This window comes from Bradyrhizobium sp. IC3123 (assembly GCF_020193625.1).
In the GTDB taxonomy this organism is placed as follows: Bacteria; Pseudomonadota; Alphaproteobacteria; order Rhizobiales; family Xanthobacteraceae; genus Bradyrhizobium; species Bradyrhizobium yuanmingense.
The window spans coordinates 411846-435711 of the sequence record NZ_JADYVF010000001.1 but is presented as its reverse complement, the minus strand read 5'-3'; the positions used below and the strand labels follow the sequence as shown (position 1 = coordinate 435711).

Below are 23866 nucleotides of genomic sequence, written 5' to 3'. Positions count from 1 at the left end.
CCCTCTCCCCGCAAGCGGGGCGAGGGAGTGAAACGCCGGTGCCCACTAACCCAGCACCGTCTTGCCGTTCTTGATCACCGTCACCCCGCGCGACTTCACCTTGGCTTCGAACGAGATCACGTTGCCGTCCTTCCAGAGGTCCATGGTCACGGTCTCGCCGGGATAGACCGGCGAGGAGAACCGCGCGACGTGCTGACGGAAGGCGCTCGCATCGTAGTCGGCATAGGTCTGGAGCACGCCGCGGCAGGTGATGCCGTAGGTGCACATGCCGTGCAGGATCGGACGCGGGAAGCCGGCTTTCTTGGCGAACTCGGGATCGGAGTGCAGCGGGTTGCGGTCGCCGCAGAGGCGATAGACCAGCGCCTGGTCGGGGCGCGTGGTGATGTCGATGGTCTTGTCCGGCTCGCGCGATGGGATTTTGTGCGGATCGGGCTGGGTCAGGTTCGGCCCGCCGAAGCCGCCATCGCCGCGGGCAAAGCGCGAGGCGACCAGCGTTGCCAGCTTCTCGCCCTTCTCGTTCTTCAGCACGGTCTGGTGAACGATGACCACGCCCTTGTCCTTGCCCTTGTCGTAGACTTCGAGCACCGAGGAGTCGGCGGTGATGTTGGCGGCGACCGGCAGCGACTGGTGGAAGGTGATGTCCCGTTCGCCGTCGACCACCATGACGCGGTTGAGATTCATCTCGCCCGGGCCCGAGCCCCAGGCCGCGACAGAGGCGAAGGTCGGCACCACCTTCAGCGGCCGCGGCGTGAACGTGCCCTCGTTGACGAAGGCGAGTTCGTTCTCGTCCATGGGATCGGCACCGAGGCCGATGCCGTAGGCGTAGAGCATGACTTCGCGATCGGTGTAGGCGTATTTCTGGCCGAGATTTTTCAGGCCTTTGAGCTCTTCGTATCTGGCGGACATTCTTCTGGTTTCTCCCGGGATTTCACCGGCGCTTACTGATGCGCCCTCTCCCCTTGCGGGAGAGGGCTCCGAGGTGCCGGCCACATACGCGTTTGGGTGAGGGGTTGCTTCCACGTTGAAGATTCTCTCCGTGGAGAGAACCCCTCATCCGGCGCTTCGCGCCACCTTCCCCCGCAAGGGGGAAGGAAGAAAGCAATCAAGCCACCGTGAAGAACGGCAGCGGGGCGCCGTCGGTCGGCTTGAACACCACCTTCACCTTCTGACCGATCTTGAGCTTCTCCAGATCGCAGTCGACGAAATTGGTCTGCACCGATGGCCCCTCCTTCAGCGTGACGTAGCCGATGGCGTAAGGACCGGTCGGCGATTTCCGCATCAAGCTGTAGGTGTAGATCGTGCCCTCGCCCGAGGCCTGCTCCCACACCGTCTTGTCGGAGTAGCAGAACGGGCAGATCGAGCGCGGGAAGTAATGCGCTTCGCCGCAGGCGGTGCAGCGCTTGATCATGAACTTGCCCTCTTTCGCGGCGTCCCAGAACGCTGATGTCTCGGGATTCGTCACCGGGGCCGGATACTTTTTCACTTCGCTCATCACACGCGCTCCAGAATGGCGGTCGAGGCGGCGTGGCGGACGCCGAGGAGGCCGCCGGTGCCGTGGGCGATGGCGAGATCGCAATTCTTGACCTGCACCTTCGGATGCGCCTCGCCGCGCAGCTGCCTGACGGCCTCGAGGATCTTGGTCATGCCGCCGCGGTTGACGGGGTGGTTGCTGCAGAGGCCGCCACCATCGGTGTTGAACGGCAGCTTGCCGACGCCCGAGATCAGGTTGCCGTCGGCGACGAACTTGCCGCCCTCGCCCTTCTTGCAGAAACCGAGGTCTTCGAGCTGCATCAGCACGGTGATGGTGAAGCTGTCATAGATCGAGGCGTATTTGATGTCCTTCGGCGTGATGCCGGCTTCCTCGAACGCACGCGGACCGGACCAGACGCCGGCGGAGTAAGTGAGGTCGAGATCCTTGCCGCCGCGCGGGCCCTTCATCGCCTCGCCATGGCCGATCAGGCGCACCAGCGGCTTCTTCAGGCTCTTGGCAATCTCCGGCGTCGTCACGATCAGCGCGCCGCCGCCGTCGGAGACGACGCAGCAATCCATGCGATGCAGGGGATCGGAGATCATCGGCGAGTTCAGGACGTCCTCGACAGTGACGACGTCCTTGAGCATCGCATGTGGATTGTACTGCGCGTGATGCGAGGCCGCGACCTTGATCCAGGCGAGCTGCTCGGAGGTGGTGCCATAGTCGTGCATGTGGCGCATGGCACACATGCCATAGGCATTGTGCGTGGTCGCCCCGTAAGCGGTTTCGAAATCGACCTCGGCGCCGGAAGCGCGCGGCGGCATCGCGCCGGTGCGCGGCTTGCCGGCGAGCGTCACGAGCGCGATCGAGCATTTGCCCGCGGCGATCGCCTCGGCGGCATGGCCGAGATGGATGATGTAGGAGCAGCCACCGGTCTCGGTGGAATCAATGTGGCGAAGCTTCTTGGTGTTCAGGCCGAGATAATCGACCATCGGCCAGGCGCCGCCGGGCGCGTCGCCCGCACAGAAATAGCCGTCGATATCATCCTTGCTGATCCCGGCATCCTCGATCGCGCCCTTGGCGACCTCGGCGTGGAGCTGGGCGGTGGATTTGTCCGGCGCATGCCGGGTCGGGTGTTCGTAGATCCCGGCAATGTAGGCCTTGCCCTTGATGGTCAAAACTTCAGTCTCCGCTCGCGTCTCGTTCGTGGCTCTTTTTTTGGCTCTTTTTTCTGAACCGCACCGGGCTGATTGGCAAGCGCGGAAATATTCCGCCCCGCGAGAGGGTAGCGGATTGGCGCAAGGGGAGCACATCCGAAAATCCGCCCTAGATAGCAAGCGAACCTGCCCGCCGCGTCGTCATTGCGAGGAGCCCTTGCGATGAAGCAATCCAGAGCCCCTCCATTGAGGAATTCTGGATTGCTTCGCTACGCTCGCAATGACGGAGTTTGTTGCCACTGATGGCGCTGCTTCAACTCAAGACTCGCTCGCAGACACACGCCCGCATCCTCGCGGCACATCTCGCCCGAGTTTTGCTCCCGTCTTGCTCCCTCCGAAGACAGAGGGCGCAGGGAAGACCGGGTGCCGGCTGGGCACCCACGGTCCGCTGTGCGCGAATTGCGCGAAAAACAGATGCACAGCGGCATACAGGTGAAGCCCAACATCCGGCCTTCCCTGCGCAGTGGCTTTACGGCTTATGTCGCGCTCTCCCCGGGGAGCGATGCACTATTGCCCCCGTCGCCTTGCGAGAGAGACCCGCAAGACTTGACGCACAGACCCCGGGCGTCAGGACCACACGATTTTGCCGTACGCGAGACCGCGCCCGTCGTGCGCGCGAAAGACTCGCGCGACGCAGCCCGCGTCCACCGCCGCTCACCCCGCGTTTCGTGACGATCGCGATACGCCCCTCTGAGAGGGATGAGGTGGCTGACGGATACGATATTTCCGAATTTCGGTAAAGCGGAATGTTTTTGCGCGCGCGGATTGACCATGGCGTGGATGTTTTGCCCGACGTGTAGTGCTAGGGGTGGTGTCGTAGGGTGGGTTAGCCGAAGGCGTAACCCACCGCTTCGCTCTCAGCGGCGGCAAAAGCGGTGGGTTACGCCTCGCGAACGCGCTTCGCGCATTCACAAGACTAACCCACCCTACGGGACCGGCTACTCCGCCGCGATCTGCCTTGGCGCGGGTGGCGGATTGGCGAGGTCCGCGGCGAGCTGGGCGTAGCGGGCCTTGGCGTCGTGTACGGCCTTCTCCTTCACCGGGCCGTAGCCGCGAATGCGGTCGGGCAGCGAGAGCAATTCGACCGCGGTGTCGATCGTGAGCGGCGACAACAGGCCGAGCACGGTGGCGACGTCCTTCTCGTAGCCGGCGATGAGATCGCGCTCGAGCTTGCGGTCGGCGCTGCGGCCGAAGATGTCGAACGGCGTGCCGCGCAGGAACTTGAACTTGGCCAGCACGCGGAAGACCTTCAGCATCCACGGGCCGAAGGCGCGCTTCTTGGGGCGCCCCAGCGCATCGACACCGCTGCTGAGGATCGGCGGCGCGAGATTGAAGTTGAACTTGAAGTCGCCCTCGAACTGGTCGCGAAGCTGCTGCTCGAAGGCGCCGTCGGTGTAGAGGCGCGCGACTTCGTACTCGTCCTTGTAGGCGAGGAGCTTTGCATAATTCACGGCAACCGCGCGCGGCAGCGCATCGCCATAGCCGCCCTTCGCGGCGGCATCGCGGACCTGGTCGACCAGCTTGCGATAGCGTCTGGCGAGACGAGCGTTCTGGTAGGCGGTCAGATGCTTGGCGCGGTGCTCGATGACCTCGTCGAGCGTCATGGCATCGAGCGCCTTCGGCGCGACCACTTCGTCCCCGCCCTTCAGCATGTCGGCAAGGCGCTTGGGGTCGGCGACCGCGAGACGGCCAAGGCGGAAAGCTTCCTTGTTCATCTTGATCGAGACGCCATTGACCTCGATCGCCTGCTCGATCGCTTCCGCGGAGAGCGGCAACAGACCCTTCTGATAGGCATAGCCCATCATCATCATGTTGGTGGCGATGGCATCGCCGAGCAGCTGCTCGGCCGGCTTGGTGAAGTCGAAGAACACCGAATCCTTGTGCAGCGCCGTTTCCAGGAGCCCGTTCAGCTTGCGGGTCTGGAAATTGAAATCGCGATTGAGGATGAAATCGGCGGTGGGAATGACGTGGCTGTTGATGATGCCGTGGGTGCGGCTGGTGTCACAAAGGGTGATCGTGTCCTTGGCGACTGCGACGACTTCGTCGGCGGCGAGCACGAGATCGGCCGTGCCGGTGACGATGCGCGAGCAGGTCACCTCGGCCGGATGATCTGATAGCCGCACATGGCTGAGCACCGCCCCGCCCTTTTGCGCGAGGCCCGACATATCCAGGATCATCGAGGCCTTGCCCTCGATGTGGGCGGCCATGCCGAGCAGCGCGCCGATGGTGAGCACGCCGGTGCCGCCGACTCCGCCGACGGCGATGTTATAGGGCTTGTCGAGCGTCGGGCGCGAGGCCGGCTCGGGCAGCGTGCCGATCTCAGCGAGCTCGGCTGGCGCGCGGTGGCGCGGCGCGCCGCCGTCGATGGTGACGAACGACGGACAGAATCCTTTCAGGCAGGAATAGTCCTTGTTGCAGGATGACTGGTTGATAGCGCGCTTGCGGCCGAACTCGGTCTCCAGCGGCTCGACCGAGATGCAGTTCGACTGCACCGAGCAATCGCCGCAGCCTTCGCAGACGGTTGGATTGATCATGACGCGGCGCGCCGGGTCCTCCATCAGGCCGCGCTTGCGGCGACGGCGCTTCTCGGCGGCGCAGGTCTGCACGAAGACGATCGCCGAGGTGCCCTTGAACTCGCGGCACATCTTCATGACGTTGTCGAGCTCGTCGCGGTGATACTTCTTCACGCCGGGCGCGATGGTATCGGCCGGGTAAGCGTCGGGGTTTTCCGAGACCAGATAGAGCTCGCGGATGCCTTCGGCGTAAAGCTGCTGGGTGATCTGCTGCGGCGAGAGATCGCCGTCATGACGCTGGCCGCCGGTCATGGCTACCGCATCGTTGTAGAGGATCTTGTAGGTGATGTTGGCCTTGGAGGCGATCGCCTGGCGGATGGCGAGAATGCCGGAGTGGAAGTAGGTGCCGTCGCCGAGATTGGCGAAGATGTGGTTCTCGTTGGTGAAAGGCGCGATGCCGACCCAGGGCACGCCCTCGCCACCCATATGCGTGAACGTCTCGGTCGAGCGGTCCATCCACAGCGCCATGAAATGGCAGCCGATGCCGGCAAGCGCGCGGCTGCCTTCGGGGACTTTCGTCGACGTGTTGTGGGGGCAGCCGGAGCAAAAATACGGGGTTCGGGAGACAGGGGCGACCGCCTGCATCTGGGTCGCCTGGCGGCCGTTGAACCAGTCGGCCTTGGCGCGGAGCATCTCCGCGATTTCGGGGTTGAGATCAAGTCGAAGCAGGCGTTCGGTCAGCGAGGTCGCGAGCGAGGCGACGCTGAGCTCGGCGGCGAAGGTCAGGAAGCGCTTGTCGTGCTCGTCCATCTTGCCGACGATGCGCGGGCGCACATCGTCGCGCCAGTTGAACAACACCTGCTTGACCTGGTTCTCGACGATCTCGCGCCGCTCCTCGACGATGAAGATCTCCTCCAGGCCGACGGCGAATTCATGCACGCCTTCGGGCTCGAGCGGCCAGGGCATGCCGATCTTGTAGAGACGAAGGCCGATTTTGGCGGCGACCTCCTCGGTGATGCCGAGCTCGCGTAGCGCCTGACGAACGTCCTCGTAGCTCTTGCCAGAGGCCATGATGCCGAAACGGGCGTTCGGCGAATCCATGGTGACGCGGTTGACCTTATTGGCGCGGGCAAAGGCGATGGCGGCAAAGCCCTTGTAGTCCTGCAGGCGCCGGTCCTGCTCGAAGCGGTCGTCGGGCCAGCGCAGGTTGAGGCCGCCGGGTGGCAGCTCGAAATCGGTGGGAATGATGAACGGCTTCATCTCGTCGGTGAGGTCGATCTCGGCGGTGGTCTCCACCGTCTCCGTGATCACCTTCATGCCGACCCAGCAGCCGGAATAGCGCGACATCGCGATGCCGAGCAGGCCCATCTCGATCATCTCGTGGATGCTCGACGGGTAGAGATACGGCATCAGTGCCGACATGAAAGCATGGTCGGACTGATGCGGGACAGTGGAGGATTTCGCGCCGTGGTCGTCGCCGGCAAGGCACAGCACGCCGCCGTTCTTGGCCGAGCCCGCGGCATTGCCGTGACGGAACACGTCGCCGCAGCGGTCGACGCCCGGGCCCTTGCCGTACCAGATGCCGACCACGCCATCGTATTTGGCGCCGGGCGAGAGGTTGAGCTGCTGCGAGCCCCATACCGCGGTCGCGGCGAGGTCCTCGTTCACGCCGGGTTGGAACTTGATATTGTACTGCTCGAGATGCTTGCGCGCGGCGAACAGCTGCTGGTCGTAGCCGCCGAGCGGCGAGCCGCGATAACCGGAGATGAAGCCCGCGGTGTTGAGGCCGTTGGCGCGGTCGCGCCGGATCTGGGCCATCGGCAAGCGGACCAGGGCCTGGATGCCCGTGGTGAAGACGTGTCCGGTCTGCTGGGTGTACTTTTGATCGAGACTGATCGGACCCTGGTTGATGCCCATGCTGTCCTCGCTTCGCGCCCTGTTCAGGTCTTGCTGACTTAAGTCGTTGCCTGCCCGTTGGTTTTAGCTAGGGCGCGCCGACCACCTCCGCCACTCTATGTCGGATATTTCATGCTCCGCATCACAATTCTGGACCAAAGGAGGCCTCGGGTAAAAATCGCAATTTCGTGGCCTGAAACACGTTGGCGATTTTCAGTTTGTGTCACCATACCCCCATCGTTGCGAAATGAATCGACGCTTCCCTTCTCGCAGGTAGGGTCGATGGGTCGCAGGAGAGGCTGTCGATGCGGACGATTCTGACGGGCCTGGCGCTTGTGGGCCTGGCATTGTGCAGTGCGGTTGCAAGTACGGTCACAAGCGCGGCCGGCGCCGCCGGACCATCGCCCGAGCTGATCGCCTATGGCAAGGCGCTGGTCGAGGCCGGCGACTGCGCGGGCTGCCACACTGCGGATCCGGCAAAACCGTCCGCGGGCGGCAAGCGCATCGACACGCCCTTTGGCGCGATCTACGCGCCGAACCTGACGCCGGACCGTGACACTGGCATCGGCGGCTGGACGGATGCCGATTTCACCCGCGCCTTGCGCACCGGCATCGCGCCTGACGGCTCGAATTATTACCCGGCGTTTCCCTACCCCTACTTCACAAAGATGACGAAGGACGACACGCTGGCGATCCGCGCCTATCTCGCCACGCTGGCGCCCGTCACCAGCCGCAACAAGCCGCCGGAGCTGCGCTGGCCATTCGGCTATCGCGGCCTGATGCGGCTTTGGAACACGATGTATTTCAAGCCCGGCCTGTTCGAGCCGGACCAGACCAAGAGCGCGGCCTGGAACAGAGGCGGCTACCTGGTCACCGGGCTCGGCCATTGCGGCGCCTGCCACACGCCCAAGAATTATTTCGGCGCCGACCGGGATGCGCAGGCGCTGTCCGGCAACGCGGTCGGCGGCTGGTTCGCACCGCGGCTCGATGGCGCCGCCCGCACCGGGCTGAAATCCTGGAGCGAGGCCGATATCACGGAGTACCTGCAAAGCGGGCGCAACGCCAAAAGCCACGCCGGCGGGCCGATGGCGGAGGTCGTCGTCAACTCGACCTCGAAGATGAGCGATGCCGACGTGCGCGCGATCGCGATCTATCTGAAGAGCCTGCCGCCGGCCCGGCGCGAGACCATTGTGGCGCCGCCGGACGCAGCCGAGATGAAGGCCGGCCAGGCGGTCTACGCAAAGCTCTGCATCGCCTGCCACGAGGCCGACGGCACAGGCAGCCCGCGCATCTACCCGCCGCTGCCGGGCAATGCGCTGCTGCAATCGATCAATCCGTCCTCGACCTTGCGCATCATCCTCGACGGTGCCCACACCGTGACGACGCCGCGCGCGCCGAACACCGGCGAGATGCCGGCTTACGCCAAGCAGCTGTCCGACGCCGAGATCGCCGCGGTGACGAACTACATCCGCAATTCCTGGGGCAATGCAGGCCCGCTGGTGACACCGGCACAGGTGGCAAAAGCAAGGAAGCGAGAGGCGAATGGGGAATAGCGAGTGGCGAATGGCCCAGAACCATTCGCTATTCGCCATTCGCGCGCGACAGCGCTCACCGCTCTTCATCCCCCGTGAACACGAATTTCGGCATCTCCCATTTGTAGCGCACCGCAAGCAGGCGGAAGCTGATGCCGAGGACAAATGTCAAAATGGTCCAGAGCTCCGCGTTGAGCTTGAGACCGAACGCGGTCGCATAGAACAGTCCCGTCACCACCGAGACGCTGGCATAGAGCTCGGAGCGAAACAGCAGCGGCACGTCATTGCAGAGCACGTCGCGCAACACGCCGCCGGCGCAGCCCGTCACCATGCCCGAGACGATGACGATCGGCAGAGAAGCACCCATCTGCCAGGCAACGTCGCAGCCGGTCATGGTGAAGACGACGAGACCGATGGCATCGAGCACGATGAAGGCGACCTTCAGCCGGTGCACGAGGCGCGCAAACAGGATGGTGAGGAAGGCGGCGCCGCCGGCGAGCGCGAGATAGATGGGGTTCTGCACCCAAGCCAGCGGATAATGTCCGAGGAAGAGATCGCGCAACGTGCCGCCGCCGAGCGCGGTGATGCAGCCGAGGAAGCAGACGCCCAGCCAATCCATGCTGCGGCGTCCGGCAGCGAGCGCAGCCGTCATGCCCTGCGCCGCCACCGCGGCCAGGGACAGGAAATGCAGCACGCTATCGGTAGGCGGCAGGCTCCACATCGCGTGTTCCCTCCTCCATGGCCCTCGAACTCAGGCGTGGGTTCCCATGGAACAGGTTCCCGATTCCCCACGCCGAGGCAACATGCGACGAAAGCACCAAGGCGGCGGAACAGAATCTCGCACCTGAGGGTTGTCCCGGGGTCATAACCGAGGAGACCAAATCGATGGCAGACGACCGTTTTCCCAACGATCCGTACCGCCCGAACCTCGCCGACGATGAGTACTCTCGCGCGGCGCGCCGGGATGCCGACCTGCAGGCCGATCCCGAGCTCGGGGAAGGCCCCGCCTCCAGCGGCAAGATCGCGCTGTTTGCGGTCGCTGTCGCCCTGGTGCTGGGCGCAGTGTTCTACGGCTTGAACAATTCCAGCACAACCAACGAGGCCAGCAACACCCCGGCCTCGCAGACGGCGCAGACACAGCCGACCAATCCAGCCGCGCCTCCCGGGATGCGTGACGTGACGCCGCGCAGCAACACCGAGCCGGGCGTGACCACGGGTGCAGCGCCGAACAGGCCGGCCCCGAATACGCCAGCTCCGTCCGACGGCGCGAAGTAACATTTCGTAATGATGCGCGAGAGCGGCGGGATGCAACATCCCGCCGCTCTTCGTTTGGCTAAAGCGCGATGGGATTAGGATGAATCGTCATCGCGCTTTAGGTTATTGTTTGAGCATGATCTTCTCGGAAAACCGCCACGCACTTTTCCGGATCATGCTCTAGCCGAACATCTTGTTGAGCTCGCCGCCGGGATAGCCGCCGCCGAGCTCGGTGAAGGTCCCCTCCTCCGCCATCTCCTTGGCCGCGCGCATGAAGCCGCCCCAGGCGGCGCGGGCGAGCGAGCCGCCGACGCTGATGCGGCGCACGCCGAGATCCTGGGCTTCCTGCAGCGACAGGCCGGAGCCGCCGATCAGAAGATTGAACGGCTTCGGTGCGACCGCCTTGACCACCGCGGCGATGTCCTCGCGGCTCTTCAGACCCGGCGCATAGAGGCAGTCGGCGCCAGCATCGGCATAGGCGGTGAGCCGGTCGATGACGAGCTTGAGATCGGTCACGCCCCACAGATAGGCCTCGCAGCGGCCGACCAGCAGCGTGCCGCTGTCGCCGATCGCCTTGCGCGAGGCCTTGATGCGCTCGACGGCCAGCGCGCGATCGTAGAGCGGCTTGTCCTTGTCGCCGGTGGAATCCTCGATCGAGAGGCCCGCAACGCCGGTGCGCACACCGCGCTCGACATTGTCCGCGACCTTGTCGGGCTCGACCGCAAAGCCACCCTCGAAATCGGCGTTCACGGGGATGTCGACAGCCGAGCTCAATGCTGCCAGATGCTGACAGACGTCCTCGACGGTGACGTGGTTGTCGGCCTTGCCGATGGTCCAGGCAAAGCCCGCGCTCGATGACGCGATCGCCTTGAAGCCGAGATGCTGCAAGGCTTTCGCGCTGCCGACATCGACCGGATTGGGCAGGATGAAGCAGCCGCTCTCGTGCATTTTCCTGAACGTCGCGCGCTTGTCAGCGGTCGTCACGTGCATGTTTCTCTCCCTTGTTAGCCGCGCAGAGATAAGGCTGCGTTTTCGAGTCCGCTAGTGCGCGTCATGCACGGCGCGGCTGTCCTTCGGCGCCTCGTCGCGATCGTTCATGCCGTAGTCGCGGATGACGCTGGCGATGCGTAAGTGATAATCGGCGAAGATCTGCGCCCTGCCCCTGGCCTGGGTGCGGCGGTGCTCCATCGTGTTGCGCCAGGCCTGGACGGCCGCTTCGTCCCGCCAGAACGATACCGACAGGATCTTGCCCTTCTCCGTCAGGCTCTCGAAGCGCTCGACCGAGATGAAGCCGTCGATGGTCTGCAGCAACGGCTTCAGATCGGCTGCAAGGTCGAAATAGGTCTGGCGGTGTTCCGGCTTGGGCCAGACCTCGAAGATCACGGCGATCATGGGCGTCTCCTGCTGTTGGTCGGCCTACAATACCACCTTGCGCAGGAAGGTGCGTTCTTCGGCGAGGATGAATTTCTCCGCCTCGGCAAAGTTGAAGTTTGCCATACCGTCGAGATCGGCGCGCAGCCGTTTGCGATAGGCTTCATAGGCGGCTAGGCTCTCGAACGAGATCAGGGCGGACGCGATGTTGTTGGTGCCCTCATGCGGCATGAAGTAGCCAATCAACTCGCCGCCACATCTCGGGATGATGGTGAGCCAGCGCTTCGAATATTCCTCGAACTGCGCGCGCTTGAACGGATCGAGCTGGTAGCGGATGAAGACGGTGACGGACATGATGGGCTCCTTTGTTTTCGCCGTCATTGCGAGCATAGCGAAGCAATCCAGGAGTCCCTCCGCGGACGCAGTCTGGATTGCTTCGCTACGCTCGCAATGACGACGTGGTGACACGATACGCCCTTGCCCGACACCAACGCTTCGGTTACCATCGAAGCATGAAATCAGGACCCGACATCGCCATGGTCGCCTCGCTGGTTGGCGACCCCGCCCGCGCCAATATGCTCACGGCGCTGATGAACGGCCGTGCGCTCACGGCGAGCGAGCTGGCTCAGGAGGCCGGCATAACGCCGCAGACCGCAAGCTCGCATCTGTCGAAGCTCGAGGCCGGCGGCCTGATCGAGCCGGAGAAACAGGGCCGCCACCGCTATTACCGCCTCACCGACGACGACGTCGCCGGCGTGCTCGAGGGGCTCGCCGGCCTTGCCGCGCGGACCGGCCATATGCGCGTGCGCACCGGGCCGAAGGACCCTGCGCTGCGGCGCGCGCGGATCTGCTACGACCATCTCGCCGGCGACCTCGGCGTGCAGATGCTGGACTCCTTGCGCGAGCGGCATCTGGTCAGGCAGAAGAAGCAGGAGATCGAGCTGACCGCCGAGGGCGAGCGCTTTCTTGTGAAGCACCTGCAGATCTCGCCCGACATGCTCAGCCATCCGCGCCGCCCGGTCTGCAAGGCCTGCCTCGACTGGAGCGAGCGGCGGCACCATCTCGCCGGCACGTTGGGCGCGGCCATGATGCAACGGTTCGCCGAGTTGAAATGGGCCGCGCGCGATCCCACGCCCGGCAGCCGCGTCGTGAATTTCACCCGCACCGGCGAGAAGCAGTTCGCCGCGCTTTTCGGCGGTGGGAAGGACTGATCACACTTTTGCGTGTGCCCTCTCGCTTCCGTCATGGCCGGGCTTGACCCGGCCATCCACGTCTTTATTGCGGCTGGCACGTGGATGCCCGGGCCTTCGCCTCGCCGAAGCGGCTTCGGCCGCGCAGGCGGGACAAGCCCGGGCATGACGGAGACTGTGATGAACCGCATCTTCCTGGCCGCGCTCGCCGCCGCCCTTCTTACTTTCCAACTCACATCGACCTACGCCGCCGATGCCACGCCCCGCGAGCCCTATGGCATCGCGCTCGAAGGCTTTGCCTATCCTTACCCCGTGCACTTGCTCCCCGTCGTCAACGACGGCGAGCAGCTCAGCATGGCCTATATGGATGTCGCCGCGGCACGGCCGAACGGCCGCACCGTCGTGCTGCTGCACGGGCGCAATTTTCCGTCGAGCTATTGGGCGCCCGTGATCAAGATGCTGAGCGAGGCCGGCTTTCGTGTCGTGGTGCCGGACCAGGTCGGTTTCGGCAAGTCTTCCAAGCCGGCGGGCGAGCTGCATTTCGACAATCTGGCGCGCAACACCATTGCGCTGCTCGATCACCTCAAAGTCGACAAGGCCGAGATCGTCGCGCATTCGCTCGGCGGCATGCTCGGCGTGCGCGTCGCCCGGGCCTATCCCGACCGCCTCGTCCATCTGGTGCTGACCGCGCCGATCGGGCTCGAGGACTACCGCCTCTACGTGCCGCCGACGCCGACCGAGAAGATGATCGAGACCGAGGACAAGCTCACCGCCGACGGCTATCGCAAGCAGCTCCAGACCAATTACGCAATCAAGCTGCCGGCCGAGGCGATCACGCCGTTCATCGAGGCCCGCTTCAATATCAAGGGCAGCCCGGACTATCCGCGCTGGCTGCGCGCCTTCGTCTCTTCCGGCCAGATGATCTATCGTGAGCCGGTGGCGCACGAGATCCCGCTGATCGCGACACCGACTCTGTTCATCATGGGTGCGGACGACCACAACGCGCCGGGCCGGCCGCTCGCGCCGGAGGCGCTGCGGGCCAAGATGGGGCAGAACGCAGAGCTTGCGAAGCAGCTCGCCGCGAAGATGCCGAACGCGCGGGCCGAGGTGATCCCCGACACCGGCCATCTCGTGTTCCTGGAGGCGCCGGAGACGTACAAGGAACTGGTGCTGGGCTTTCTCGGCCGCTAGCGACAGCTGCGTGTCGTCCGAGGCCAAATGCGGCGAACGTTCATGCCGCATTCAGGTCATGATTGGCAGGTTTGGATCGCGACGTGTCGGCACGTCCCAGATTTAACGTGTCGAATCGTGTCTCTTGACTCATTGTGCGTCACCAGCGTCATCCCCCGAAGCCTGCCCCTAAGGACAAGAAGGAAGATCAAAATGAAATACCTGTTAGCCGCCGTCACGCTCGCCAGTGCGGTCGTCGGTTTCAGCGAGGTGGCCAGCGCCGCCGGAGGTTGCGGCCCGGGCTGGTATCGCGGCCCCTATGGTAGCTGCCGTCCGATGCGCGCCCCTGTCGTGGTTCGCCCCGCTCCCGTGGTAGTCGCCCCGGCGCCGGTCGTCGTCGTGCCGCGTGCGCGCGTGTGCCCCTACGGCTTCCGCTGGTACGCCGGCCGCTGCCGCCCGTACTGATCTTCTATTCCGCTACAAAATGGCCGCGCGGCGAAAGCCTGCGCGGCCATTTTTGTTGCTGACGGTCTGTCCGCCGCGGAACCGGAGCACGTCCCAAATCGAAACGGGGACCGCCAGCGGCGATCCCCGTCGAGTCCGCGAATGGTCGCGAGCTTACCAATAATGGCGGCGGTGCCAGCGCCGGCGATGCCGGCGCCAATGACGGCGGTGCCAGCCCCAGTGGCGGCCACGCCCACGCCAGTGAACCTGCTCGGGAGCGAGCTGCGCAGCTTCCTCGCTGGTGGTGACGGCGGGATGAGCGTCGGGATTGCCTTGCGGCGTGCGGGCGGGATCAGCGAGCGGCTGCGGTGACAGCGGCGCGGCCTGCGCGGCCGTCGCAGCGAAGGCGGCGGCGCCCGCCGTCAATCCCAAAGCAAGTTTCAAAAAGTTCCGGCGCTCCATCGTTTCTTCCTTCTTGGATCATCGTACCCGTGATGCGGAAGGAATGTCGCTGCAACGCCATGAACCGAAGCTGAAGCCGGCGTTCAGATTCATGCGAGCCGAGATGAAGAATTCGTGACTCCATCCGGGCTACAGGACCTCGCTACGTCGCGAACTCCTGCGCCAGCACCAGCGTCTCGCGCGAGCGCTTCACGTCGGGCCAGTCGCGGTTGAAATCGGCGACGAGCTTTTTCAGCGCGTCACCTTTCAGCATCGCGTTCAGCTTGGCCTCGTCATCGAACTGATAGATCGCCTGGTGCAGCGAGGGATCGTCGAGGCTCCAGAATCGCCACGCCTTGCTCACGCCGAAGGCCTGCACCGCGTCGGGCAAATGTTCCGTCTCGTACCATCGGTCGAAAGCAGCGCGCTTTTCGGCGTCGGAGACGATGGCGCGAACGACGAAGAAGGCTGCTGGCATCGGGTTTCCTCCTGTTGTTTGACGCGAGACTAACCGCTCAAGCCGCCGGCGACAAAAAGAGTTGCCTCCGGTGTCGGAACGGGCGCCCTTCGTTCGTCCTTTGCATCGAACCAGGACACGGAGACAGGAAATGGCCGACCTCACCCTGACCACCTTCGATTGGGTTCCCGCAGCGCCGCGAGGCTTCGTGCGTGACTTCCGCGTGCGCTGGGCGCTGGAAGAAGCCGCCTTGCCCTATCGCGTCGCCAGCGTGCCATTCGACGACCGCGGGCCCGCGCACTTCGCCCACCAGCCGTTCGGCCAGGTTCCGTGGCTGACCGACGGCGACCTCTCGATCTTCGAGACCGGCGCGATCCTACTGCATCTCGGCGGCCTCAGCGAGAGGCTGATGCCAAAGGACCAGCGCGGCCGCACTGAAGCGGCGGAGTGGGTGTTCGCGGCGCTCAATTCGGTGGAGATGGCCAGCCTGCCCTGGGGCATGTCCAACTTCATGGGACATCCGACCGACACGGCAGCATGGAAATTCGTGGACGACTTCCTCAAGCTTCGGCTCAAGCATCTCGAGGCGGTGCTGGCCAGCCGCGAATGGTTGGCGGGCTCCTTCTCCGTCGCCGACATCCTGATGGCGGACGTGCTGCGCGTCGTCGATGGTTTCAACGGGCTGACGGATAGTCCTGCCTGCCGCGCTTACGTCGCGCGCGCCACCGGACGTCCGGCGTTCGCCAAGGCCCACGCCGACCAGCTGGCGCATTTCGCCGCGGCGGATAAGGCGCGCGGGGCGTGATGCACCTCACATAATCGATGCTGTGCTTGGCATAGAGTCGCCGGCATCGGAACGATTCAATTCGACAGGTGACCCATGGTCCGCATCGAATATCTCAAGCGACAGATCGCCCGCGCCGAGCGGTTGGCCAAGGCCATCCTCGACCGGCAGACCGCCGACCGGCTCCAGGCCTACGCCGCCGAATGCCGCGCCGAATTGTCGGAGCTGACAGTCAAGCAGGCCGCGTGAGGCTTGCTGGCGCTGGAGGCGTCTGATGCGTAGGGCGGATTAGCGATAGCGTAATCCGCCACTTCTCCATCCGATGACGCACACCTTGGTGGATTACGCTTCGCTAATCCACCCTACACCTCACACCAGCTTCAGCGGCGCATCGGCAACGACCCTGAGGTCAATGCTGCCGATCAACGCCGCACGCCGCGCCTCCGCAGCACTGATGGCCTCGTCCGTCTGCCGCAACGTCGAGACATTCGAGCCGAGCGAGACGATCCCGCCGAGCACCAGCGCAATCGATCCGAGCGCGGCAGTCTGACCAAATCCGAACAGACCGAGGATCGTCACCAGCAGCAGCGCCGCCCCGCCACCGATCGCGATCTTGGACGCCAGGATGTACTTGCGGCACCGCTCAGCGATCTCGGCGAGCTCTTCGATGCGATCTTCGATGTCGGAGATTTCGTCGGAAGGATCGTCTTCGGTCATTGGATCGAGCGTGCCAAATCAGAAGGAGCCTGTCGCCCGCATGAGCAAAGCGACATGCGGGACCTCGGCAAAGGGCCGGATTTCGCTGCGCTCATCCGGGCTACCTCCTATTACAACGGCAAATTGTCGTGCTTCTTCGCCGGCATTTCCGTCTTCTTGTCCTTCAGCATCGCCAGCGCCCGCGCGATGCGCTTTCTTGTCGAGTGCGGCATGATGACGTCGTCGATATAGCCGCGCTCGGCGGCGATGAACGGCGACAGGAAGCGGTCCTCGTATTCCTTGGTCCGGGCGGCGATCTTGTCGGGGTCGCCGATGTCACTGCGGAAGATGATCTCGACCGCGCCCTTGGCGCCCATCACCGCGATCTGGGCGGTCGGCCAGGCGTAGTTCATGTCGGCACCGATCTCCTTGGAGGCCATGACGTCGAAGGCGCCGCCATAGGCCTTGCGGGTGATGATGGTGACGAGCGGCACGGTGCATTGCGAATAGGCGAACAGGAGCTTCGCGCCGTGCTTGATCAGGCCGCCATATTCCTGCGCGGTGCCGGGCAGGAAGCCCGGCACGTCGACGAAGGTGACGATCGGGATGTTGAAGGCATCACAAAAGCGAACAAAGCGCGCCGCTTTCCGCGATGCGTCGCTGTCAAGCACGCCGGCCAGCACCATCGGCTGGTTGGCGACGAAGCCGACGGTGCGGCCCGCAATGCGGCCAAACCCGGTGACGATGTTCTTGGCGAAGGCATCCGCGATCTCGAAGAAGTCGCCCTCGTCCACGACCTTGAGGATCAGCTCCTTCATGTCATAGGGCTTGTTCGGATTGTCGGGGATCAGCGTGTCGAGCGACATGTCGACCCGCTCGATGTCATCGAAGCTCGGCCATTCCGGCACGCCGTCGGTGTTGTTGGAGGGCAGGAAGTCGATCAGGCGACGCATCTGCAAGAGGGTCTCGACGTCGTTCTCGAAGGCGCCGTCGGCGATTGAGGAGCGCGTGGCGTGCACCGAGGCGCCGCCGAGCTCTTCGGCGGTGACGACCTCGTTGGTCACGGTCTTCACGACGTCCGGGCCGGTGACGAACATGTAGCTGGTGTTCTTCACCATGAAGATGAAGTCGGTCATCGCAGGCGAATAGACGTCGCCGCCGGCGCAGGGGCCCATGATGACGGAGATCTGCGGGATCACGCCCGAGGCAAGCACGTTGCGGCGGAACACGTAGGAATAACCGGCGAGCGCGGCGACGCCTTCCTGGATGCGGGCGCCGCCGGCGTCATAGAGGCCGATGATGGGCGCCCTCGCCTTCATCGCCATGTCCTGGAGCTTCGTGATCTTCAGCGCATGCGTTTCCGAGAGTGAGCCGCCGAACACCGTGAAGTCTTTGGCAAACACAAAAGTCTTGCGGCCGTTGACGGTGCCCCAGCCGGTGACGACGCCGTCGCCCGGCACCTTGCTCTTCTCCATGCCGAACTCGGTGGAGCGGTGCTCGACGAACATGTCGAACTCCTCGAACGATCCCTTGTCGAGCAGAAGCTCGATGCGCTCGCGGGCCGTCAGCTTGCCGCGGGCGTGCTGCGCCTCGATGCGCTTCTCCCCGCCGCCGAGCTTTGCGCCGGCACGACGATCTTCAAGGGCGTCCAGGATGTGTTTCATTTGCTCCCGCCAGTTCTTAAGTGATGGGCGGGTTCTAACACGGCATTTTGCGGCCCGGAAAGCCGCTTTCGCCGTCGCAGGGCTGCCCTGCCGTAGCGGGAAAGCGCAAGGAATTACAAAGTTTTGCCCGGGAGGCGAGCGTGAGCGAAGGAACGGCCGAGACGGGCGCTGCAACAGGCGGCGTCAACATCCTGCTGCGGCTGGAGGGCCTCACCCTGTTTGCAGGAATGGTGACGCTCTATGCGCCTGGGACGGGTCGTGGCTGGTGTTTGCGCTGCTGTTCTTCGTACCCGATCTGAGTTTCCTGGCCTACCTGTCCGACGCTAGGTTCGGTGCGATGGTCTACAACGCCGCCCACAGCTACTTGGCGCCGGTGGCGCTGCTGACGCTGGGCTTCGCCCTCGCCTCGCCCCTCACCCTCTCCATCGCCTTGATCTGGCTTGCCCATATCGGCATCGACCGGGCGCTCGGCTACGGCTTGAAATATTCCGCCGGGTTCGGCTTCACCCACCTGGGGCGGATCGGGCGGCAGAGGGACTCCTGACCTCACATTTGGCAGCCCGGCAGGTTGACCGGGCCGACCGATTCAGGCTTGCTCCGAGTCAGATCAGGCGCCGAATGTTGCGTGAGCCCAATCGGTACGGCGGTGATCATCATGCCCTAGCTCCAGCATCTACCTACTGGCATCACCGAGATGTCCGCGACGGTCGTCCCCTTGCCGCCGAACCCAGCGTCCGAAACGATCGACTTCCTGCGCCGCATGGCCGGCATGGTGTCGGGGCGGAACGGCGAGATGCTGCTGCGCGCAGCCAGCATGATCGAGACGCTGAGCCAGCGGGCGATGTCGGCCGAGCGGCTCTATCATCAGGCGCAGGAAGAGAGCACGCGCAGCGCCGTGCTGCGCGAGTCCGCCGAACTCGCCTCCGACGCCATGGTCGGCCAGATCGCGGCGCTGCGGGCACAGCTCGCCGAGTTCACCGCCGCGACCGCAGCCGAGCGCGCCGCCTTCGATGCCGAGCGCGGCAAGCTGCTCGAGCTGATGCAGCATGCCGAGAGACATATCGGCAAGCTCACGACGGAGCTCGACAGCTTGCGCGCCTCCGTCGACAGCCTCAACGAGACCGCGGTCTCGGTGCCGATCGAAGTGCTGCGGCTGGCGCGGACGCAGTTCGATTATCTCTCCAGCGGCTTTGCCCGGCGCGGTGATCCGATCTCGCAGGCCATGAGCGAGATCGGCGGCTTTGCGATTGACCGGGCGCTCACGGCAAAACCCGACAACGCCTGAACTCCGTCCCCGAAATCGTCGACTTTCAGCTCGAGCTGGACCGCCGGGTTGGCGCTCAGAATAGCCGAGGAGTTGCCGATGGCTGCGTGGTGTTGCCATGACGTCATCATAGCGGTGACACCGAATCCACTACAAGGCCGGGCGTTCGAAAGCGATATCAGCGCAGCAAGACCCCGCGACCGGAGAGAACAATGTTCGTCGATATCGATAATGCATCACTCGCGATGGCAGGCTCGAGCCTGCCCGGAGATCAACCTATCTTCATGATCAATCTTCTCCGTTATCGGAATGAGGCCTTGTACCGGGACAAGTCCGAGCTTCCGGCCTGTAGCGGCCGCGAAGCCTATTTTACGCGCTATGTCCCCGCATTTCGCAAGATCGCGACTCCGCAAGGGGTCAGGCCAACTTGGCTTGGATCTGTCGGAGCTCTGCTGGTGGCCGCGCAAGGCGAAGCCTGGCACGACGCCGCAATCGTCCGTTACCCTGACTTCGCGACCTTTCGAGCGATCGTCTTGAACTCCGATTACCGGCGTGAGGCCGAGCCCCACCGTTTGGCCGCGCTCGCCGATTGGCGCCTGATTGCGACGACCGAGGTTCAGGTGCCGGCTGATCTGCAACCGCGCGCTTAAGCTGACCGTGTGGGATCGGGTTGCTTCTCCATCAACCACACGGTCGCGCTAGATCGCGCCGATCTCGGCAAGGCAGGCTTGCGTCAGCGTCATGCGAGCCTCGATGTGCCGTGGCTCTTTGAAATCCATGTTGAGCGCGAACACGGTATGTGCCTCGCCCTTCTCGGCCCAGCCGACCATCCAGCCGAGCGACGGCTCGCCGCGCTCGGCGCCCAGGAGACCGGATTTGGCGCGGATGACGGCGTCGCCGACCTTGGTCGCCGGCAGGATGTCGGCGACGAGATCCTGGCTGCGCTTCGAGATCGGCAGCGCGCGGCGGCGCAGCCGGTCGACGAAATCGACTTGCTCGACCGGATCGATGCGCAAGGCCCCGGTGAGCCAGAACTGGTCGATGCCGCCGCCGATGTCGCGATTGCCATAGTCGAACGCGTCGACATATTGCTGCATACGCACCTCGCCGATGCGGCGCGCGATCTCCTGATAGACCGGCACCGCGCTCACCGCGATCGCGCTGCGCAGCGTGTGATCCTTGTTCCAGGTCTCGATCGGCCGCTTGACGCCGTCCCAGGCAAACACGTCCTTGTCGGGGTCAGTGACGACACCGGCCTCGAGCGCAATCAGCGAGTTGGGAATCTTGAAGGTCGAGGCCGGCAACTTGCCCTCGCCCGAGCGCTCCTTGTCGCTGGCGACGATCAGATAGTCCTCGACCTTGTAGCCGACGAAGGTGCCCGACGTGCCGAGGTCGGTGAAGCGCTTTGCAAGAGCGTCGCGGATTTCATTGCGCGGCGGCGCGACATGGGCGCGCGCGCGTCGAGGCAGGATCGCGGTTGCGGCGAGGAGGCCGAGGGTGGAACGGCGGGTCAGCAAAAGCGATATCCGTGAGCAGCGAAAACCAGCGCGACCATGCAGCCGCTAAGTGTTGAAACGATGACAGGTTGTGTTTACCGCCCCCGGCCCGACAGCCGCAGCACGAACACCAGCACCTCGGCGACGGCCTTGTAGAGATCTGGCGGGATCTCGTCGCCGAGCTCGACCTTCGACAGCGCGCCGGCCAGAACCTCGTTCTCCTCGATCGGAATGTCGTGGGCCTTGGCGATCTCGACGATCTTCTCGCCGATCGTGCCCTTGCCCTTGGCGACGACGACGGGCGCGCCAGATCCCTTCTCGTAATGCAGCGCGATCGCGAGCTTGGAGGGATCGCTCATGTGGCGCGATCCAGGAAGTGGCCGGCGCGAGCGGGCGCCGGAGCCGGCGGCGTGCCGTCGCGGACCACGATATCGCCGGGCTTGAGCTCGGCCTTCGTCAATGCCTGGCTGAGCTCACCGATGCCGGCGCGGAGCTGCTGCGCCGTGACCGGCCGCTCCGCCCACATCCGAACGAAGGTCTTGTCGCCGTTCAGCGTGATCAGCGCATGCACGGGTCCGGCCGGCTCGACATCGAGCGAGAAGCGCGCGCGCCAGGCGCGCTTGGCGGGATCGTCCGACTCATTGCCGCCGTCGCGCGAGATCTCGAACTGCGCCATCGCGGTACCTTGCGGGGTCGCGAACGGAATCTCGAAATTCCACTGCAGCACGGCCGGATCGATGCGGTGGCCGCTGGCGTCGGTGCGATCGGGAAGCGAGGCAATTTGCAACAGCGTCTGCCGCGCGATCGCGGCATCGGTGTCATCGAGCAGACGATGCACGGTCGCAGCCAGCGGCGTATCCGGTGCGAGCGACGGCGCGGCGATGGACTGAGGCGCCGGCAGCGCACCGCGGACCGGTGGAGGTGTCGGGTGTGCGGCCGCCTCGAAGATATGGGCGTCCGGCACGGACTTGTTGGAGCCCGGCACGTTGCCGGTCAGGCGCGGCAGGTTTTCCGTGACCTCCTGCAGCAGGCTCGCGGCAAGGCCCCCGGACATGGTGCGCGACACCAAGGCTTGAGGATTGTTCCCCGCCGCATGGGCCAGCACGGCGACAGCGAGCGCACCGCGCGACGCTTGCGCCGGTTGGGCGAGTTCCGGCAACGCCGCTTGGGCCGTTTCGCCCGCCAGCGCGGAGGCTGCGGTCTGCGTCGTTGCCGCAGCACTCGCCGGCAGCGCCACACCTGGCGCAGTTGCTTGCGGCGCGCCGGAGGTCGATGCCAGGGTCTGGCGCAACACCAGCAGTGCGGCCTTCAAGTCCGGGATCGCGCCGGAGGACGGTGTCGTGCCTGCGGCCAATGACGACTCGAGAAACAATCCGGATTTCTGGAAGGCGGATTCGATATCACCGCCGTCGAGGGCGGTGTTGAGCGGCGTCTGCTGCGCCAGCACATCGAGCACCGCCTGCTTCAGCCCTGCGGGCAGTTTGCTGTTCGTCACGACGGAGGCCAGGTTGGCGAACAGCGCTGCCTGGCTGCCCTGTTTGGTCGCGGCGTCGGCAGAGGCCGTTTGGACGGCGACCTGCTCGGACGGAGTGAGGGTGTTCCGTGCCGTGGCCACCGACGGCGCCAGCGGCGGGCTCTCCACCAGCGAGGCCGCGCGCGGCGTCAGCGTGACCTGATCTCCCGCCGCCTCGCCTGCCCCACCCATGACCGCGAGGCGAATGGTGCCGTTGCTCTGCGAGACCGCGAGCTGGAGATTCTGCCCCGGCGTCAACGCCACCTCCGACATCACGTCCATCGCCAGGTTGGCGATCGCGATCCGCACCAGATTGTCGGCGAGCACGCTGACCACCCTGGCATCGACGACACTGCCGGCTTGCAGCACGAGATCCGGCGTCGCCGCATCAGCCGGGCGGCTGGCAGCGTTGACGGGAGCGATGGGGGTGACCGGCGTCGGCATCTCGGCAGCCCTAGGGGAATGCTGGCTACCGTAACCGCTGCCTCGTAAACCTCTCGTTAACCTGGCACGGCCGGCGGCTTCACCGCCGCCAGAACCGTCGCAGCGGCCTGGAAATCCTTCAGGCGGGCGGCGCGGCGGGCGGCCGCCTCCTCGTCCAAGCCCCATTGCTCGACGTTCCAGTCCTCGTCGACATGGGCGGCGGCCCAGACCTGGTCGGCATCGCGCACGTCCTGGTCCAGCGCCAGCGCGAGCAGCGCCGATCCGGTCAGGGTGGTCACCATGTGGAGCGCGGCGACCGACCAGGGATCGCCGGGCAGCGCGGCCCGTGCGGCCTTCACCGCCTCGTCCGGCTGCTTCACGTGCATGACGCCTTCGGACAGGATGAAATGCGCACCCAGCGTCTGCGCCGCCCAGGACAGCACAGGATCCCAATGCGCGGCCTCCCGGGCGACCAGTCCCTCAGGATGGCCGGCACGATAGAACAGCAGGTCAGACTCGAAATATTTGGCGAGGTCGTCGCTGACGAGCTCGACGCGATCGATAACGCCCTCGACCACGCTGTTGGCGATGCGCGTCAACGGCATGGTCACGGGATTGATCGCCTCGCCTTGGGCGGACCATTCTGCGGCGACACTATCTGCGAGCGCGCGCGTCGGGATCACCAATTGGCGGCCGGAGGGCGTACGGATCGGCTTGCCGTCGAGAGTGATGGCGAAGCCGCCCTCGGCGTCGACGACGCCGGCCTCCTTGTAGAAGCGCTTGCGCAGCGGCGTGCGCGCGGACGCGCGCGCCGATTCCCGGGGATCAGGCGGGGGCTGCCCCGCAGCTTCTTCGAACAATTCGCGCATGTCGTTTTTTTGTTCCTGTCGTCAGTCGAATTACCAGTGTCGTCACGACCTCGCCAGTAGGACCAGGAGTGCTGCTAGTTCGCACACATGCGCGCGTACGTGCCGCGATCGGCCGGCCCCAGTCCTGCGGCTGCGCCGTCGTGAAGACATTTCATGACGCGATCGCTGAACGAATTGCGCGGGGGCGGCTGGTAATTGTAG

At 64.8% G+C, this 23866-nt stretch carries 25 protein-coding genes and 1 pseudogene; 10 read left to right on the top strand and 16 right to left on the bottom strand.

Annotated elements, in window-relative coordinates:
* Positions 1-45: 45 nt before the first annotated feature.
* The 4 genes from I6F20_RS02280 to I6F20_RS02265 all read right to left on the bottom strand — a co-directional run bounded on the left by I6F20_RS02280 (position 46) and on the right by I6F20_RS02265 (position 7118).
* Positions 46-906: a MaoC family dehydratase gene (locus I6F20_RS02280; protein ID WP_225124929.1), complete on the bottom strand. Its 861-nt coding sequence runs from the start codon at positions 904-906 to the stop codon at positions 46-48.
* Between the two features lie 196 nt (positions 907-1102).
* The gene (locus I6F20_RS02275) at positions 1103-1492 is read right to left on the bottom strand and encodes a Zn-ribbon domain-containing OB-fold protein (protein WP_036011139.1); all 390 of its coding nucleotides are present in this window, start codon (positions 1490-1492) and stop codon (positions 1103-1105) included.
* The gene (locus I6F20_RS02270) at positions 1492-2649 is read right to left on the bottom strand and encodes a thiolase family protein (RefSeq protein ID WP_036011137.1); all 1158 of its coding nucleotides are present in this window, start codon (positions 2647-2649) and stop codon (positions 1492-1494) included. The genes I6F20_RS02275 and I6F20_RS02270 overlap by 1 nt, the downstream gene beginning before the upstream one ends.
* Before the next feature lie 977 nt (positions 2650-3626).
* A complete protein-coding gene (locus tag I6F20_RS02265; RefSeq protein ID WP_057029661.1) occupies positions 3627-7118 on the bottom strand; it encodes an indolepyruvate ferredoxin oxidoreductase family protein in 3492 nt (1163 codons plus the stop codon).
* 284 nt (positions 7119-7402) lie between these two features.
* Here I6F20_RS02265 and I6F20_RS02260 point away from each other — a divergent pair, with 284 nt between their 5' ends.
* Positions 7403-8650: a c-type cytochrome gene (locus I6F20_RS02260; protein ID WP_225124927.1), complete on the top strand. Its 1248-nt coding sequence runs from the start codon at positions 7403-7405 to the stop codon at positions 8648-8650.
* Positions 8651-8705: 55 nt separating this feature from the next.
* Here I6F20_RS02260 and I6F20_RS02255 read toward each other — a convergent pair whose 3' ends face one another.
* Complete coding sequence (locus I6F20_RS02255; protein WP_128264739.1) at positions 8706-9350, bottom strand: trimeric intracellular cation channel family protein; 645 nt, start codon at positions 9348-9350, stop codon at positions 8706-8708.
* A 164-nt stretch (positions 9351-9514) separates the two neighbouring features.
* On the opposite strand from I6F20_RS02255, the gene I6F20_RS02250 reads away from it, so the two are divergent.
* Entirely contained in the window at positions 9515-9904 is a 390-nt protein-coding gene (locus I6F20_RS02250; protein ID WP_036011109.1) for a hypothetical protein, read from the top strand.
* 159 nt (positions 9905-10063) lie between these two features.
* Here the strand turns inward: I6F20_RS02250 and I6F20_RS02245 are convergent, their stop codons facing one another.
* The 3 genes from I6F20_RS02245 to I6F20_RS02235 are packed head-to-tail and all read right to left on the bottom strand — an operon-like array spanning position 10064 to position 11608.
* Complete coding sequence (locus I6F20_RS02245; RefSeq protein WP_225124926.1) at positions 10064-10873, bottom strand: isocitrate lyase/PEP mutase family protein; 810 nt, start codon at positions 10871-10873, stop codon at positions 10064-10066.
* A gap of 51 nt (positions 10874-10924) precedes the next feature.
* Complete coding sequence (locus I6F20_RS02240; protein ID WP_036011104.1) at positions 10925-11275, bottom strand: antibiotic biosynthesis monooxygenase family protein; 351 nt, start codon at positions 11273-11275, stop codon at positions 10925-10927.
* Positions 11276-11299: 24 nt separating this feature from the next.
* Positions 11300-11608 (bottom strand): NIPSNAP family protein, encoded by a 309-nt coding sequence (locus tag I6F20_RS02235; RefSeq protein WP_036011128.1) that lies wholly within the window; start codon positions 11606-11608, stop codon positions 11300-11302.
* Positions 11609-11766: 158 nt separating this feature from the next.
* Between I6F20_RS02235 and I6F20_RS02230 the strand changes: the two genes are divergently transcribed.
* From I6F20_RS02230 to I6F20_RS02220, 3 genes are all read left to right on the top strand, one after another.
* Entirely contained in the window at positions 11767-12465 is a 699-nt protein-coding gene (locus I6F20_RS02230; protein WP_225124924.1) for a winged helix-turn-helix domain-containing protein, read from the top strand.
* A gap of 159 nt (positions 12466-12624) precedes the next feature.
* The gene (locus tag I6F20_RS02225) at positions 12625-13635 is read left to right on the top strand and encodes an alpha/beta fold hydrolase (protein WP_225124921.1); all 1011 of its coding nucleotides are present in this window, start codon (positions 12625-12627) and stop codon (positions 13633-13635) included.
* A gap of 192 nt (positions 13636-13827) precedes the next feature.
* Positions 13828-14079 carry a GCG_CRPN prefix-to-repeats domain-containing protein gene (locus I6F20_RS02220; RefSeq protein ID WP_225124919.1) on the top strand — a complete coding sequence of 84 codons (252 nt, stop codon included), beginning with the start codon at positions 13828-13830 and terminating at the stop codon, positions 14077-14079.
* Positions 14080-14232: 153 nt separating this feature from the next.
* Here the strand turns inward: I6F20_RS02220 and I6F20_RS02215 are convergent, their stop codons facing one another.
* Together I6F20_RS02215 and I6F20_RS02210 are read right to left on the bottom strand one after the other, a co-directional pair.
* Positions 14233-14520, bottom strand: coding sequence for a twin-arginine translocation (Tat) (locus I6F20_RS02215; RefSeq protein ID WP_109143375.1), 288 nt, complete (start codon positions 14518-14520; stop codon positions 14233-14235).
* Positions 14521-14662: 142 nt separating this feature from the next.
* Positions 14663-14977 (bottom strand): hypothetical protein, encoded by a 315-nt coding sequence (locus I6F20_RS02210; RefSeq protein ID WP_225124917.1) that lies wholly within the window; start codon positions 14975-14977, stop codon positions 14663-14665.
* 130 nt (positions 14978-15107) lie between these two features.
* Here I6F20_RS02210 and I6F20_RS02205 point away from each other — a divergent pair, with 130 nt between their 5' ends.
* Both I6F20_RS02205 and I6F20_RS02200 read left to right on the top strand, forming a co-directional pair.
* Positions 15108-15761 carry a glutathione S-transferase family protein gene (locus tag I6F20_RS02205; RefSeq protein WP_225124915.1) on the top strand — a complete coding sequence of 218 codons (654 nt, stop codon included), beginning with the start codon at positions 15108-15110 and terminating at the stop codon, positions 15759-15761.
* A 75-nt stretch (positions 15762-15836) separates the two neighbouring features.
* Entirely contained in the window at positions 15837-15989 is a 153-nt protein-coding gene (locus I6F20_RS02200) for a hypothetical protein (protein ID WP_193374987.1), read from the top strand.
* Positions 15990-16109: 120 nt separating this feature from the next.
* Here I6F20_RS02200 and I6F20_RS02195 read toward each other — a convergent pair whose 3' ends face one another.
* Positions 16110-16457 carry a hypothetical protein gene (locus I6F20_RS02195; RefSeq protein ID WP_225124914.1) on the bottom strand — a complete coding sequence of 116 codons (348 nt, stop codon included), beginning with the start codon at positions 16455-16457 and terminating at the stop codon, positions 16110-16112.
* Between the two features lie 110 nt (positions 16458-16567).
* A complete protein-coding gene (locus tag I6F20_RS02190) occupies positions 16568-18100 on the bottom strand; it encodes an acyl-CoA carboxylase subunit beta (RefSeq protein ID WP_225124913.1) in 1533 nt (510 codons plus the stop codon).
* 140 nt (positions 18101-18240) lie between these two features.
* Between I6F20_RS02190 and I6F20_RS02185 the strand changes: the two are divergent.
* From I6F20_RS02185 to I6F20_RS02175, 3 genes and pseudogenes are all read left to right on the top strand, one after another.
* Positions 18241-18644 (top strand): annotated as a pseudogene (locus tag I6F20_RS02185) (DUF4260 domain-containing protein).
* A gap of 150 nt (positions 18645-18794) precedes the next feature.
* Positions 18795-19385, top strand: coding sequence for a hypothetical protein (locus tag I6F20_RS02180; RefSeq protein ID WP_225124912.1), 591 nt, complete (start codon positions 18795-18797; stop codon positions 19383-19385).
* 191 nt (positions 19386-19576) lie between these two features.
* Positions 19577-20014 carry a hypothetical protein gene (locus I6F20_RS02175; protein WP_225124911.1) on the top strand — a complete coding sequence of 146 codons (438 nt, stop codon included), beginning with the start codon at positions 19577-19579 and terminating at the stop codon, positions 20012-20014.
* 48 nt (positions 20015-20062) lie between these two features.
* On the opposite strand, the gene blaOXA is transcribed toward I6F20_RS02175, so the two are convergent.
* The 4 genes from blaOXA to I6F20_RS02155 all read right to left on the bottom strand — a co-directional run bounded on the left by blaOXA (position 20063) and on the right by I6F20_RS02155 (position 23665).
* Entirely contained in the window at positions 20063-20881 is an 819-nt protein-coding gene (gene blaOXA, locus I6F20_RS02170) for a class D beta-lactamase (protein WP_225124910.1), read from the bottom strand.
* Between the two features lie 74 nt (positions 20882-20955).
* Entirely contained in the window at positions 20956-21219 is a 264-nt protein-coding gene (locus I6F20_RS02165) for an EscU/YscU/HrcU family type III secretion system export apparatus switch protein (protein ID WP_025036968.1), read from the bottom strand.
* Positions 21216-22817, bottom strand: coding sequence for a flagellar hook-length control protein FliK (gene fliK, locus I6F20_RS02160; protein WP_225124909.1), 1602 nt, complete (start codon positions 22815-22817; stop codon positions 21216-21218). Before fliK ends, I6F20_RS02165 begins: the two co-directional genes overlap by 4 nt.
* 56 nt (positions 22818-22873) lie before the next feature.
* Positions 22874-23665, bottom strand: coding sequence for an ATP12 family chaperone protein (locus I6F20_RS02155; RefSeq protein ID WP_225124908.1), 792 nt, complete (start codon positions 23663-23665; stop codon positions 22874-22876).
* Positions 23666-23866 lie beyond the last annotated feature (201 nt).